The sequence below is a fragment of the Achromobacter kerstersii genome (assembly GCF_902859595.1).
GTDB lineage: Bacteria > Pseudomonadota > Gammaproteobacteria > Burkholderiales > Burkholderiaceae_B > Achromobacter > Achromobacter kerstersii.
Genome location: NZ_CADIJQ010000018.1, coordinates 29,239 through 42,141 on the forward strand (window position 1 = coordinate 29,239; position 12,903 = coordinate 42,141).

18 protein-coding genes are annotated in these 12,903 nt (G+C 60.7%); 10 read left to right on the top strand and 8 right to left on the bottom strand.

What is annotated here, in order from left to right; translation table 11 throughout:
* Positions 1-136 precede the first annotated feature (136 nt).
* The 3 genes from HV765_RS32290 to HV765_RS30185 all read left to right on the top strand — a co-directional run bounded on the left by HV765_RS32290 (position 137) and on the right by HV765_RS30185 (position 1,007).
* Positions 137-367: a CrpP-related protein gene (locus HV765_RS32290; RefSeq protein ID WP_420840199.1), complete on the top strand. Its 231-nt coding sequence runs from the start codon at positions 137-139 to the stop codon at positions 365-367.
* 112 nt (positions 368-479) lie between these two features.
* On the top strand, positions 480-758 hold the full coding sequence (locus HV765_RS30180) for a hypothetical protein (protein ID WP_175171913.1): 279 nt from the start codon (positions 480-482) through the stop codon (positions 756-758).
* 21 nt (positions 759-779) lie between these two features.
* The gene (locus HV765_RS30185; RefSeq protein ID WP_175171915.1) at positions 780-1,007 is read left to right on the top strand and encodes a GntR family transcriptional regulator; all 228 of its coding nucleotides are present in this window, start codon (positions 780-782) and stop codon (positions 1,005-1,007) included.
* Positions 1,008-1,055: 48 nt separating this feature from the next.
* Here the strand turns inward: HV765_RS30185 and HV765_RS30190 are convergent, their stop codons facing one another.
* From HV765_RS30190 to HV765_RS30220, 7 genes are all read right to left on the bottom strand, one after another.
* A complete protein-coding gene (locus HV765_RS30190) occupies positions 1,056-1,319 on the bottom strand; it encodes a type 2 periplasmic-binding domain-containing protein (protein WP_175171917.1) in 264 nt (87 codons plus the stop codon).
* Positions 1,320-1,703: 384 nt separating this feature from the next.
* Complete coding sequence (ligD, locus tag HV765_RS30195; RefSeq protein ID WP_175171919.1) at positions 1,704-4,226, bottom strand: DNA ligase D; 2,523 nt, start codon at positions 4,224-4,226, stop codon at positions 1,704-1,706.
* A gap of 50 nt (positions 4,227-4,276) precedes the next feature.
* The gene (locus HV765_RS30200; protein WP_083447496.1) at positions 4,277-4,453 is read right to left on the bottom strand and encodes a DUF3606 domain-containing protein; all 177 of its coding nucleotides are present in this window, start codon (positions 4,451-4,453) and stop codon (positions 4,277-4,279) included.
* 105 nt (positions 4,454-4,558) lie between these two features.
* Positions 4,559-5,224 carry a hypothetical protein gene (locus HV765_RS30205; protein ID WP_175171921.1) on the bottom strand — a complete coding sequence of 222 codons (666 nt, stop codon included), beginning with the start codon at positions 5,222-5,224 and terminating at the stop codon, positions 4,559-4,561.
* Between the two features lie 326 nt (positions 5,225-5,550).
* On the bottom strand, positions 5,551-5,805 hold the full coding sequence (locus HV765_RS30210; RefSeq protein ID WP_175171923.1) for a CrpP-related protein: 255 nt from the start codon (positions 5,803-5,805) through the stop codon (positions 5,551-5,553).
* Positions 5,806-5,891: 86 nt separating this feature from the next.
* Positions 5,892-6,203 (bottom strand): hypothetical protein, encoded by a 312-nt coding sequence (locus HV765_RS30215; protein WP_175171924.1) that lies wholly within the window; start codon positions 6,201-6,203, stop codon positions 5,892-5,894.
* Between the two features lie 302 nt (positions 6,204-6,505).
* Positions 6,506-7,168 carry an SOS response-associated peptidase gene (locus HV765_RS30220; RefSeq protein WP_175171926.1) on the bottom strand — a complete coding sequence of 221 codons (663 nt, stop codon included), beginning with the start codon at positions 7,166-7,168 and terminating at the stop codon, positions 6,506-6,508.
* Positions 7,169-7,423: 255 nt separating this feature from the next.
* Between HV765_RS30220 and radC the strand changes: the two genes are divergently transcribed.
* From radC to HV765_RS32005, 5 genes are all read left to right on the top strand, one after another.
* The gene (gene radC / locus HV765_RS30225) at positions 7,424-7,951 is read left to right on the top strand and encodes a RadC family protein (protein ID WP_175171928.1); all 528 of its coding nucleotides are present in this window, start codon (positions 7,424-7,426) and stop codon (positions 7,949-7,951) included.
* A 205-nt stretch (positions 7,952-8,156) separates the two neighbouring features.
* The gene (locus tag HV765_RS30230) at positions 8,157-8,567 is read left to right on the top strand and encodes an antirestriction protein (RefSeq protein ID WP_175171930.1); all 411 of its coding nucleotides are present in this window, start codon (positions 8,157-8,159) and stop codon (positions 8,565-8,567) included.
* A gap of 308 nt (positions 8,568-8,875) precedes the next feature.
* Positions 8,876-9,775 carry an N-6 DNA methylase gene (locus tag HV765_RS30235; RefSeq protein WP_175171931.1) on the top strand — a complete coding sequence of 300 codons (900 nt, stop codon included), beginning with the start codon at positions 8,876-8,878 and terminating at the stop codon, positions 9,773-9,775.
* Positions 9,776-10,075: 300 nt separating this feature from the next.
* Positions 10,076-10,723 (top strand): DNA methyltransferase, encoded by a 648-nt coding sequence (locus HV765_RS30240; protein WP_175171932.1) that lies wholly within the window; start codon positions 10,076-10,078, stop codon positions 10,721-10,723.
* Positions 10,720-11,175 carry a DUF6900 domain-containing protein gene (locus HV765_RS32005; RefSeq protein WP_254600785.1) on the top strand — a complete coding sequence of 152 codons (456 nt, stop codon included), beginning with the start codon at positions 10,720-10,722 and terminating at the stop codon, positions 11,173-11,175. The genes HV765_RS30240 and HV765_RS32005 overlap by 4 nt, the downstream gene beginning before the upstream one ends.
* Before the next feature lie 82 nt (positions 11,176-11,257).
* On the opposite strand, the gene HV765_RS30250 is transcribed toward HV765_RS32005, so the two are convergent.
* Positions 11,258-11,467 carry a hypothetical protein gene (locus tag HV765_RS30250; protein WP_175171934.1) on the bottom strand — a complete coding sequence of 70 codons (210 nt, stop codon included), beginning with the start codon at positions 11,465-11,467 and terminating at the stop codon, positions 11,258-11,260.
* A gap of 177 nt (positions 11,468-11,644) precedes the next feature.
* Here HV765_RS30250 and HV765_RS30255 point away from each other — a divergent pair, with 177 nt between their 5' ends.
* Complete coding sequence (locus HV765_RS30255) at positions 11,645-11,980, top strand: ClpX C4-type zinc finger protein (RefSeq protein ID WP_175171935.1); 336 nt, start codon at positions 11,645-11,647, stop codon at positions 11,978-11,980.
* 487 nt (positions 11,981-12,467) lie between these two features.
* Positions 12,468-12,899, top strand: coding sequence for a hypothetical protein (locus tag HV765_RS30260; RefSeq protein ID WP_175171937.1), 432 nt, complete (start codon positions 12,468-12,470; stop codon positions 12,897-12,899).
* Positions 12,900-12,903: the final 4 nt, after the last annotated feature.

A 12,903-nucleotide genomic window follows, 5' to 3' on the forward strand; every position in this document is an offset into this window, starting at 1 on the left:
GAAGTCACGTACTCAGAAGCGGCAGCGAGCCCAGGGCGCATATGCGCATATCGCGATTGCTTCATGCATTACTTTTTTACCCATTGCTGGTTGCCTAGGAACATACTCCATTTCTCTTAGTGCTAGCGAGTGGTCAATGTTCGAAGAAATCCAGCGGGAAGGCGCATGGGCGGCCCGAAACGGAATAAGCTCGTTTGAGTGCCCATATCTATGCGTTCCGATGATGGCCGAGGCTAATTGCCAATCCCCGTACGAAGGAGTGGAATATGTGGAAGCTTGGAGAAAGGGATGGCGCGACGAGGTGCAAGGCTGGATTTTTGGAACACGGATAGGGCCGGTTTCTGGGCGACGCGGCGCGCTGCATTAACCTATCCATATCTTGACGTGACGTTGGACCAACGGGAAAAGAAGCCAGGCACTGCCCCGGGCGACCTGCATCGATCTGAGAAATGCAACGACATCTTTTGCGGCGGTAATATATGAAAATCACTAACGAATGGCTGCTTCAATGGCAAACTCAGAATGGGGGCTACAACAAGCGGCAGTTGATGCTTCTGGGCGTTGGCTGGCCTCCGAAGCGCGGATGGAAATATGACCTGTTTGGCTTAGAAATCCCCAACGAAGTGGCGCGCGTGTTTGAAGCCGCCTCCGGCCGGGACGCACCTTGCGAGAGGACCAGCACGGGGCAATCCGGCGCCGATGGGGCGCGAGTGGACCGTGCGGCAGAACAAGTGCCTTCGGAGCATCTTCGTCGATAGAACTCCGATCCCAAGCCCAGTATGAATCTTGTATTTCCCAATCCGATCCTGCTGTATAGCTGCGTCGAAGCATCCTTGGCGAGGGAGATTGCGGCCGGGCGCTGGATCGCGGGTGAGTGCCTCCCAGGCGAGAATGGCCTGATTGCCCACTTTCGCGTGAGCCGCAGTACCGTTCGCAGAGCCACCCAGAATCTGGAGCGGCGGGGACTCGTCCAAGTGATTCCAGGCCGAGGTACGTTCGTGACGTAGTGCGCGGGCGGTCGTGGCCGGAAACTTGCGTGCACAAAAGCTGTTTCCCTACTGACGCAGCGACAGCGCGTCGAAACCGTCTGGCTGAAGTTTCGCAAACTCTGATAGTGCCTTCACCGCGACCTTGACCTTGGTGGCAAGTGCCAAGTCTTCTGCCAGATTACGTTTTATCGGCATAGTTCCGCCTGAGATTTCGGGCATCACGTTGGTCAGTGCTCCCGAGCGTAAAGCGTCGCCAGCGAGCCAAATCGGAAACTGTGTCGCAGCCGTTGAGACAGGCTCGCCGGGGACGCTCGGCAAGGTCTTGATCAAGATCAGCAACTGCGTTTGGGCTCACCTGATCGCAACGACTGCTCATGGCCGGTTGCAGGCATTCCGGCCCGGTTTAGCCGCTAAACATCCAATTCGAAACACGTTTATCCGAACCCGTGGATATGTGGATGATCGCTGCGCGACCGCCCGGCTCGCTCTGCTCGGCCCGTGGACAACCGCTGATGGACAAACGGTGGACAGGCTCCGCCTGACCACGCGCTTGACCACAGGGTATGCCCACCGGCTACCCGCGCTTCTCCCACATACCCACCGGCCCCCATCAAGCAGCCATAAGATACATAACTTCTAAACAGGCCCCCGTAGATACTAATGCCTGTCGTTGCGCGGAAGCCAAGCCAAGCGGCCAAGCCGCTAAAGCAGCCACTACCGCCTTTCATAACCAATGGCCTTCATCGCTTTTCCCAGTGATTGGGGCAGATAGTCATCCCACGGCGAGTTTGCGACGTCGAGCCGATTGTGTATGTTGGCGATAGTCCACTGCGCGCCGCCGGTCACCTTGGGTAGTTCATCCCAAGCTAGCGGAACGGAGACGCCCAGCCCAGGCCTGGCGCGAGCAGACCAGGCCGACGCCGTTGTTGCTCCAAAGCCATTGCGCAGGTAATCCACGAAGATCTTTCCCACCCGGTTCTTAGGGCCACTTTTCGCGACGAAAATCTGCGGTAGCGTGCGTGCCAGATGCCGTACCACCGTCTCGGAAAACCCCTTGACGGTGTCCCAGTCGTATTGCCTACGCACCGGGATCACCACGTGCAGCCCTTTACCGCCGCTCGTCTTGAGCCATCCGGCCAAGCCGATGCCGTCCAGCAGCACTCGCACCAGCTGGGCACCTTGTTGGACCGCCTGCCAGGTCACGCCTTCACCAGGATCCAGATCTAGGATCAACCGATCCGGCTTGCCTATGGCGCTCTTGACGGCATTCCAGGTGTGAAACTCGACCACGTTCATCTGCGCGGCCGACATGATTGCTTCTTGCGTCGGGACCTCGAGCAGCGCCGGATGGCCTGGATGTAGTTTTTCCGGCAGTGCCGTCACGCCAGGTATTGCGGCATCAAGGTGCTTCTGAAAGAACAGTTGTCCTTGTATGCCGCTCGGTGCACGCACAAAGGACACAGGGCGATCTTTCAGGTGTGCCAGCAGCAACGGGGCGACTAGGCCGTAGTACCGCGCCAGATCAAGTTTCGTCAGGCCGGTTGAGGGATCGATCACCCGGTCCGGATTGGACAGCTTTCCAGGCTTTGGCCTACTGCCTGCTCCACGCGGCTTGAGCTCATCGGTGGCCTCTTCAGCCGTGGCATGAGCCTCTACCGCGCCAGCAGGCAGGGGCACCTCTCGCGTAATCGATTGAGGTGGCTTGTCGGTGCGAAGGCCGCGAAACGTTGCATGCCGCACGTGGCCACCTTCCGTCCATTCACCAAACGATACCTCGCATACCAGCGTAGGCTTTACCCAGCGAACGTCCCGGGCGGACTTGGGCTTTCCGACAGTGAGCGGACTAGCCTTTTGGACCAAGGCCATCAGTTTTTTATGCAGTTCGGCCAGGCCGCGGTCGTCAAAGCCCGTGCCCACGCTGCCTGCATATCGAATGCCTCTGGGTTCATCATGGACTCCGAGCAGCAGAGCACCGAATCCGACGCGGCCGCCCTTTGGCGCGGTATACCCAACGATGATGAACTCTTGCCGTTGAGCACACTTAATCTTGACCCAGTCGTCGGTGCGCCTGGAGACGTATGGCGCGGACTGCCGCTTGCCCATGATTCCCTCCAAACCCATGCGGCAAGCAGACGCGATCAGATCTGATGGTGACGCATTAAACGCCTCGCTGAAACGGATCCGATCGTCCTTGCTGGCGGCGATGAGCTGCGCGAGCAAATCTCGGCGCAATCGCAACGGCTCGCTACGGATGTCTCGGCCGGCGATGTAGGGCAGATCGAACGCATAGAAGACGATGTCCTTTGTGCGCTTGCCGTCGAAGGCGTTCTGCAAGGCCTGGAAGCTGGGCACGCCATTGTCAGCAAGGACGACGATCTCACCATCGATCCATGCAGACTGCGCAGGAAGGCCGCGCAGGGCTTGAACCAAATGTGGCATCTTTGCAGACCAGTCGTGACCGTTCCGCGTGAACAGCTTGACGTTCGGGCCGTCGATCCTGGCCAGCATCCTATATCCGTCGAACTTCACCTCGTACAGCCAGTCGTCCCCGCCGCGTGGGATACCGTCGACGAGCGTGGCCAGCTGTGGCTTGAGTGACCCCGGCATATCGGTCTCCTGCCCCGGTAGCGTCGACGCAGTGGGAGGATCCTTCCTCGGGGCTTGCTTGGCGGTGCGCTTCTTTTTCTTACGAAGGGGTACAACACTGTCCGGCAGCTCGTCGACAACGCTGAATTCGTGACTGCCACGCGCGAAGGCGTCTCTGTCCTTTATGAGCAACCACGGAGGCTGCTTTTCGTCTTCCTTGCCGTGCAGACGCACCAGCGCCCAGCGCCCGTGCATCTTTGACCCCTCCAGGTCGAACTTCAGGTGTCCTGACTTGTATCCCCGGCGAGGGTCCCCCACGGGCGTCCAAACGCCTTCGTCCCAGATGATGACCTTGCCTGCGCCGTATTCCCCCTTTGGAATATCGCCTTCGAACTCGTTATAGGCAATAGGGTGGTCTTCGACCTGGACCGCCATACGCTTAACGGTCGGGTCATACGACGGCCCTTTTGGCACAGCCCAGCTTTTCATCGCGCCGTCGAGTTCCAGGCGTAAGTCGTAATGAAGCCGACTGGCCCAGTGCTTTTGGATGACAAATGCTCGCGCGGCTTCATTAGCCAGACCGCCTTCTGCCGGTTCCGAGGTCACCGCAAAGTTGCGCTTTTCGCGGTATTTTTTCAGGGAATCCGACATTTCGGGTCGCTCAAGTGAACAGGGCCGACACGCGTGTGCCGGCCCGATTTCTACTTGCTCAGATGCGTACGCACTGCGCTCACCGACACTCCAACGGCTTTAACCGCTGCGCGCAGCTGCGATTCAGTCACGCCCAGCTCTTTGGTCCAGTAGCGAAGCTCGTGAGGCTCGTTGACATTGATGCGAGACCGGTCCTGCGGCCCACGGTTGTTGAGATCATCGGACATGTTGGCTCCTTTGGAACAAGAAACCTCCGTGCAGCAACTCTCGTTCCCAATCTGGCCTCGCGCTGTTTAGCCGCTAAACACAAAGGACGCTTTTCCTGGCCAGGATCAACGTGCAGATCCAGAGGACGCTGCGACCGCCGCCCTGCCATCCTGCGTTGAGCCGTGTTGGGAAACGCCGGCACCACCGAAACAATGCTGAGGCTCGGCTGGAGGAAAAGGGTGCGGCGCCGGCGTAATCTGGAAAGTGATCGCTCTTGTTTTGATGTTCCACGGCGCGTCTTCATAGACTTGTCGCGTGGCTTTGAGTCCGCGCTGGCGTGCCAGGTAAACATGAATGAGGCCGGTGCCGCTCACGCCCATGGGCTTGGGATCTGCCAATGTCACTTCGGCAGTGAGGTCACACTTAGACAGCGCCTTCCTCAACTTTCGGTCCAGCCGCCCTGCTGTTGTGTCGTTGACCAGCAGTGGAGACGTAAACCTCAGTTCGACTGCCCCGGCTGCCTTCGCCATACGAACAACATTCTCTAATTCCCGGAACACCCCCCTCCACAGTGCCGTGGGATGCTTCGCCTTGAGGAGGTTCAGATGCACAGACCAAATTCCACGTCCCTGGTTGCTCACCACGAGGATCCGGCCGTGATGGTTGTGCAACAGTCGACCGAGGGTGACGGCACTTAGAGGTACCGCCACCGCCGCCCACGCGTTCAAACCTTGGTCGAGTATGACTGTGAAGACCAGCGCAGCGGAAATGACTCCGACCGCCACCAGCATCCCCAGCCACGGTCGGACCCTCGACCTGGCAACCATCACAAAGGCGCAAAGGACAAAGGGAGTTCCCGACAACGGCCGCAAGATCCCTTGCCACGGGACCACAAATCCGTAGTGAACCATCGCGCCCAGGGTCGCTGTGATCCAGTAACCCGTGCAGCGGAGCAAACTCAAGAGAGGTGTAGGCATGTGATAGCGAGGAAATTGAATATCACATGATATGTCCAAACGAAACTCTGGTCCTGTAGAGGCGGCTTACCTGTTTAGCGGCTAAACGAGGAAGGACATAGCAAAAGCGCCCCATTCGGGGCGCTTGTTCGGTCGGTCGCTTAGGTGGCCGGATTGCAGCTGTCCGGTCGCCTCTTGGCGACGGAGACTGCAAACGGATTGGCGGATGGATTGGCCCCGCGTTGCGCCGACTCTTTCTTCCAGCCTTCTTCCCAGGCATTCACTCGCTTGAGCCATTCGCCGGGAGATTCCCCTGTATGTCCTGGCATAGCGTCCGCCTTCAGATACGGGCAGTTCAAAAGGCTCAAACCCTTGCGGGCTGCCTCCGCGCCCTGCTTCTGGATGTCGTCGAGCATGGCTTTCGCCCTCCAAAAGATGCGCGGGACTAGTATGCGATGAAACGCCGTTTGGAACAATGGAGCCCTGGTACTGGGCGGGGGGCTTATCGCGGCTCCATCCCCTTGCGAGGCTTGAAAGGTCCTTCGAGCAGTTCCCGAATCATCTGCTCCTGCTCGGCCACGCATGGTTCCGCCACCAAGGTTTCCCACCATTCGTCATAGACGGGTGCCAGCACGCCGGAAGGACGCTTGAATTCGCCCGACAGCTGCTTCGTGCGCAGGACAAAGGACCGGTAGCGCTTGACCTCCAGCAGTAGGGCGAGGACGTCCGCATCATTTATCTTGCCATCCGGGCCGCGATGGCGGTTCTGAATGGCGCGCAGCTGTGCGAGCGGAAGGGGCGGGTTGAACGGCATGACCGGAACAATACTGTATGGACATACAGTATAAACATGCCTAGAATTTGCGCCATATGCCCCCGATTTGGGAGCCGATGGGGGACAGAGCTATGGATGATTCCGAGTGGCGGCGCGCCGATGACTATTACTGGGCAGGTCCCCCTGGCTGGACCATCTGCCGGGTCTGGGTAGACGGACGGTATCAGCATGAGCTTTGGCACACACGCGGAGAGGCGGGTAGGTTGATCGGGATGAGGGCGTCTTTTGAGGGTGCGCTGGCGCTGTACGAACACCAAGCCAAGGCCTGACCGAACCGGCCTTCAGACCGGATCGATAGCGTCCGGCAGTTGGTATTTAGAATTTCCAACTTCTTGCCGTACAGGGTGCCAGGTGAAGGCGTCCTCGGGCAGGCAGTCCTTCAACAGCGCACGCGCATCTGTCAATGGACAGGAAGGGTCAACCCATCGCCGAGCGACATCCGGCGGCAGCGCCACAGGCCGCCTGGCGTGGATGTCCACCATCCCCCCCTTCGTATCGTTGGTCACGATCGCAAAACCATGTGCGGCATCCAACGGCGCGCCGGGCGACCAGGCCGTCAACGCGGCGAAGTAGAGCGGGCCATCACCGTGGATGTAGTGGGGCTGCTTCGTGCCGTCCGCAAGCACGGGCCACTCGTACCAGCCGTCTGCCGGCACCAGAATGCGGCCAGCTCCGATGAGAAAGCGCCAGGGCCATCCGTTCTTCAGGATGGTCTCCAGCTTCGCGTTGCTCATGAAGTGTTTGGAGTCGGGACGCTTGTATCCCCACGGCAGCCTGCCCATGGCCTCGGTGCCTTCAGCCAGGCGATGCAAAGTGAGCGGGCGCGTGCCCGGGGGTATGTTGAATCGCGGCCCCGTCGGGTCCGCGAAGATCTGGCTCTGGTTGGTAAAGATCCGCTCAACGTAGTCCAGCGGACCCGATTTCTGAACGATTCGACCGCACATCGATCACCTCTGTGAATGCAGATGTCTGGCCAGTATAGGCGCGCGCGTGCCGTACTGAAGGTGGCCAACCCTCGGGGAGAGGGGGCAGTCTTGCGTCTTTGGCGATCATGACACGCTGTTCTCGCCGTCAAGTGCTGCGCAACGCCGGCGGTGCCGGCGCCGCTTGCGGCCAGGGGCCGGCGGGCCACTTGACCGCTCCGCTGCAGCGTATCCCAGGATCGCCGGGCAATCCCGCCCGGCACTGGAGATCCAGCAATGCAGTATTCCATCGCGTTCAACACCAACGATCACGCCGCCGGCGCGCTCTTCGTACAGGATTCCGCTGGCGCCGTGCGTCCGGCTGCGCCGAAAGAGATCCTCGCTGCGGCACGTGAGGTCGTCCTGCAGGAGATCCAGCGGGGCCAACTCATGGATTCGCCAAAGCTCGTGCGCGAGTTCCTGCAGCTGCGATTGAACCGAAGCCTGGAGCACGAGGTGTTCGGCATCATGTACCTGAACCCGCGCGCCGAATTGATCGCATACGAAGAACCGTTCCGTGGCACGTTGAGCAGCGCGCCTGTCTACCCTCGCGAGATCGTCAAGGCTGCGCTGGCGCACAACGCGGCGAGCGTGATTTTGGCGCACAACCATCCGAGCGGTCATGCCGAGCCGAGCACGGCCGACATCAGCATCACGCGTCAGCTCAAAGATGCACTTGCCTTGGTCGGCACCACCGTACTCGATCACCTGGTCGTGGGCGGCAGCAAGATCGTCTCGTTCGCAGAGAAAGGCATCATGCCCTGACCTGCAGCGCCGGGCCTGGCGCTGGTGTCAGGCCTTGGGCGCATCTTTGCCCTGCGCGCACCTGGCGCAAGGGGCTTTCGCGGCATATAGCCGCTCGCTGCGCTCGCTTTATATTCCACGTCCCCTTGCCCCCGGCGCTTGTTCCGCAGGGCGCCAGTGCTCCCGTCCCGCCACCCGGCCGGGCCCTACTTCTGAGGAGCACGACATGACCCAAACCACTCTTTCCGTCGCACGCCTGGTTCCCGATGGAGAACGCATGAACTTTCTCCCCAAGTCTTTCGGAAGCCGTCTGATGCTGCGCGGAGAAATCAGCGTCTACAACTGGCTGGATCGCCTGTCGCAGGAGTACAGCGGCGGCTACTGGCACTACTACGAAATCCCGAACGGCTTCTACATGGCGCCGGCCGACTACGAGACGCTTCACATCGTATGGCCCATGAACTGGTGCGACCGGACAATGTCGGCGGACGCCGCCGGCATCGTGGCAACGCTGTACGCCCTGTGCGAACTGTGCAGCCAGTACCGCAGCGACGACCTGGCCGAGAAGTACCACGCCCTGCGCGACTTCGCCGGCGAACACGCCGAGGCAAATGCCATCTTCGCGGCGATCGATTGACGCCATTCCGGCCCGCTTCGGCGGGCCTTTCTTCTTCTGAGCGCCATCAGGCCATCGTGGCTCCGCCCCTGCTAAGTGACGCTGCAGGGGCACGGCTGCGCTTTGAAGTTGGACCGTTGAAAGCCATACGGGGTGGCGGGTCTGCATTCCCGGTCAGTGTGCCACGGCGTTCTCGCGTTCAAGTGCGGCGCGACGCCGGCTGCGCCGGCGCCACTTGCGGCCGCTGGCCGTCTTCGACACTTGAGCGCTGCGCTGCGCCGTGCCTCTCAAGTTCCGGGCATTCCCGCCCTGGCAACCGGAGAGACCACATGGCCAAAACCTCAAATGCACAACAACGCCGATTCCTGAACAGCGCGGACGCCCATCAGAAGGAAATCGTCAGTCTCATTCGGCAGGTCGCGCGTACGCGCGGCATCGACCGTGTCTGGAGCGATTGGGTGGAAATCTGCGCGATCGCATTGGCACGTGCAGACCTGGCGCAGCGCGAGGCGCGCGAACAGCGCTACCTGCAGGTGATCGCTCAGTACGAGCGAGCCGAAGTCGAACAATTCGTCCAAGCGTTCTCGCACCTGGTCATGGCATACGAGGTCCGGGTTCAGGCAGCAGACTTTGGCGACGTGCTGGGGAGCACGTTCATGATGCTGGACATGGGCAACGCGGGCGCCGGCCAGTTCTTCACGCCGTATGAGGTGTCGCGCCTGATGGGCAACATGATGATGGGCAATGGCCAGGATCTGGTCGATAAGACGAGCGCACAGGGGTTCGTCCGCGTACTGGAGCCCGCCTGCGGCGCCGGCGGTATGTTGATCGCGGCGGCGCACGCGATGCACGATGCGCAGCTGAACTATCAGCAGTGCATGCACGCGACTGCAATCGACATCGATCAGCGCTGCGTGCATATGACATTCATTCAGCTGGCGCTCTTGCACGTGCCGGCCGTGGTGATTCATGGCAACGGCCTCACGGGCGAGTGCCGGGAGCAGTGGTTTACGCCCGCACACATCCTGGGCGGCTGGGGCACGCGGCTTCGCCGTCGCGAAGCGGAGGAGGGCGCTCGGGCGCTACTGCAGGCGCCGGCGGCCACGGACGAGATCCACGTCGACCAGGTGGCGGCCGACAGTCCATCGGCCGAGATCGATGCGCCGCCGCAGGCCATTCCGAAGCCGATCCGCCAAGCTGCTGCCGCTGGCCAGATGTCGCTCTTCTAGCGAGGTTGCGATGGCCCCTCTCGGGGCCTGGCGCGCTAGCCACGCGCCAATTGCGGACCATGTAGAGCCACAAGCACTGCACGGAGCATACAGTCGCATCCCACTCCCGCACGGACGCTAGGGCCGCTGCGCGCGGCTTTGTAGCCGCGGCCCCATCTTCAAGGGCTTTCGCGGCATAAACCGCTCACTACGTTCGCTATTTATTCCACGTCCCTTGACCGCGCTTTCGTGGGCTGCGCCCGCCTGCCCCGTGCAGTGCAATGCAGATCGGCTGACATTGCTGCACGCAAGGAGCCAACCATGAGCCGTGTTGTCCTGGGCGATTGCCTGTCCGTTCTTCCCACCTTGCCGGATCGTTGCGTCGACCTGGTGTTGACCGATCCGCCGTACCTCGTTAACTACGTGGACCGCTCCGGCCGGAGCATTGCCAACGATCGCACCGACGAATGGATGACGCCGGCGTTCGCACAAATGTTCCGAGTGCTTCGCGACGATGCGTTTTGCATTTCGTTCTACGGCTGGAACCGTGTCGATCGCTTCTTCGCCGCCTGGCGCGCGGCGGGCTTTCGTGTCGTCGGCCACATGGTATTCGCCAAGCAATACCAATCCAAGGCGCGGTTCTTGGCGTACCAGCACGAGTCGGCCTATCTGCTGGCCAAGGGCCAGCCAGCCGTGCCGGCCACGCCATTGCCCGACGTGATGCCGTGGAAGTACACCGGCAATCGCCATCATCCGACCCAAAAACCAGTCGAATGCTTGGCGCCGCTGATCGAAACCTTCAGCCGCCCGCGCGACATAGTTCTAGACCCGTTCGCAGGCTCCGGCTCGACGTGCGTGGCCGCCCGCCAGACCGGCCGGCGCTTCTACGGGATCGAAATGGACCCGAAGTATCACGACGCCGCCGTGCAGCGCCTGGCGCTGGCCAACCAAGAAAGGATTGCAGCATGAGCCGGGATGAAAGCGAAATGAAGCGTGGGCTAATTGCATACCTGCAAGGCTACGGAGGCAACAACCTGGCCGGCTTGTCCGCGATCGCTGCCTGCGGCGCCTGGCCGGCGCTGGCGGCGCGGGAAAGCGAGCGGCGCATGGCGCATTTCCTCGAGTCCCTGCCTCTGGACGAGGTGCAAGCTATTGCCCAGTCGAAAATCAACCTCAACGAGCTGGCCAGCAAGGTGCTGGGCCAGCTGAACACGGAGTCACCACCCATGGCAATGCCGCAACTATCCGACGCCGCGGAACTGGCCATCCAGAATATCGCCCTGGAGATATTGGACATTGAATGTCTGGAACTTCAAAGGATCCGCTCGAAGGACTATCGCGAAATACCGGTGTGGGATCTTTGGAGGGCATTGCAGGCGGCATATTTGGCCGGCATGGTGGACCATCACCGAAACGGCTGAACGGCATTAGCCAGGCCTGGCGGCCTGGCTATCCGCAACGGCGACAGGACGGCGCGAAAAGGCCGGCGCGGTCCGCCTACCTTCACCGATTTTGGTTCGTTCTCTTCGACCAGTCAGCGGAGACATGGTTCTGTATCGCACGGCGGGCAGAGGCGTCGTCAGCAAACACCGTATGAAGCCCGCCGACGCACTCCCACTGTCCGTTGTCGGCGTACTTCACTTCCGCTATCACCCCTTTTCCATTCGGCGTTTGAATCGTCCTGTAGGCTGCACGGACACCGTTGATAATCATGGTTCCATCCACCGTGACTCTCCCTGTTCAAAGAACTGCCGGGCGCAATTCGGGCCAAAAATACCGGTACGAAATTGGGATACAACTAGGAAAAACACCCATCCGGGCTGTTGGGGCTTGTGCTAGATTTCGCACCTACTCTGACCTAGCGACGCGTTGACGCGGACCCTGCGCCCAATGGACGAAAACAATAAAAAGAGCCCTCGGCGAAAAAAGCAGCCGACCGTGCTGCATTGCTCATTTTGCGATAAGTCTCAGGACGAAGTCCACAAGCTGATCGCCCGAGAAAATCCTCCCGGCAAGAAGGCGCTCACGATCTGCGACGAGTGTGTCGAGATGTGCACCGAGATCATCAACGACCAAGGTTTGGTCGAAGCCGAAAACAGCCCCAAAGCGCTGTACAAGTACATCGTTCGGCAAAATCAAATCATCGACGACGCACGGGATAGGGCAAATAAGGCTCTGGATCTGCTGAGTGTCTCGATGCCGCCGGCGTCCGGATCTCAGCATTGATCTTCTGATCACGACTCCCCGTTGGGCGTGCCCCTCCGGCTGCGCCTACGGGTCGGGCCATCGCGCTTCGCGTTGAGCCTGGCCAAATGGCCAGTCTCACCCCCTTGCGGGGCTTCAGTCCTACCCTCCCTACGGTCGGCTCACGCCTTCGCGCCTGCCGGCGCTGCGCGCTGGCGCTTGCCAGCCGCCCTGCGGCCAGGTTGACCCGCGCTGCGCGCGGGTAGGGGCGCTCGGCGCGCGCCTGGCTTTGGTGTCGCCGCCCTGGCTCTCGCAATGCATCCATTCCCGCGACCCCTGTCCTAAAACGCCGACCGTACCACTGCGCTCCTCCCTCCAAGGGGTCCGGTGCTCACCCGTTCGGTGCTCGCCTTCGGCTGCGCTCCGCATGCGGCCTCTGCTCCGGCCCTTTCCAGTCGTCACTACGTGGCCACGGACGGCACGGACAGGCCTCACAGGAACGGATGCGAATAACGCGGAGGGAAAGACCATGAACAACCAAATCCAACAAACCTACGCTCGGACGACTTCTTCAGGATCGGTCAGCGCTCCAAAAACGCTCTTGAATGTAAAGGAAATAGCCATGGCAAACACTGTTCAGACAATCGCAATGCCGAAGCCCGCAGTGGTATTCCTTCGCGGCCTGGACGCCCGCGTTGCTCACACCAAAGCAGCAGGGATGTTCGATGAAGACAGCCGTTTCATGGACCTTGGTTACGCGCAAATGCTGGCTCACGTTCAAGGCCGCCAAGACTTCACCCGTGGCCGTGACTCCGACGACGTACCGCCGCTGCTGACCGATGTTGCCGAACTGGCAAGCGCATGGGTGGACGGCTGGGACGCAGCAGAAGAGTCCGTAGTGATGGCCGCGTGTTCGGGTTGCAACGATGGTTCTGGCAATCCTTGCCCGCATCACGGCTGAGAGG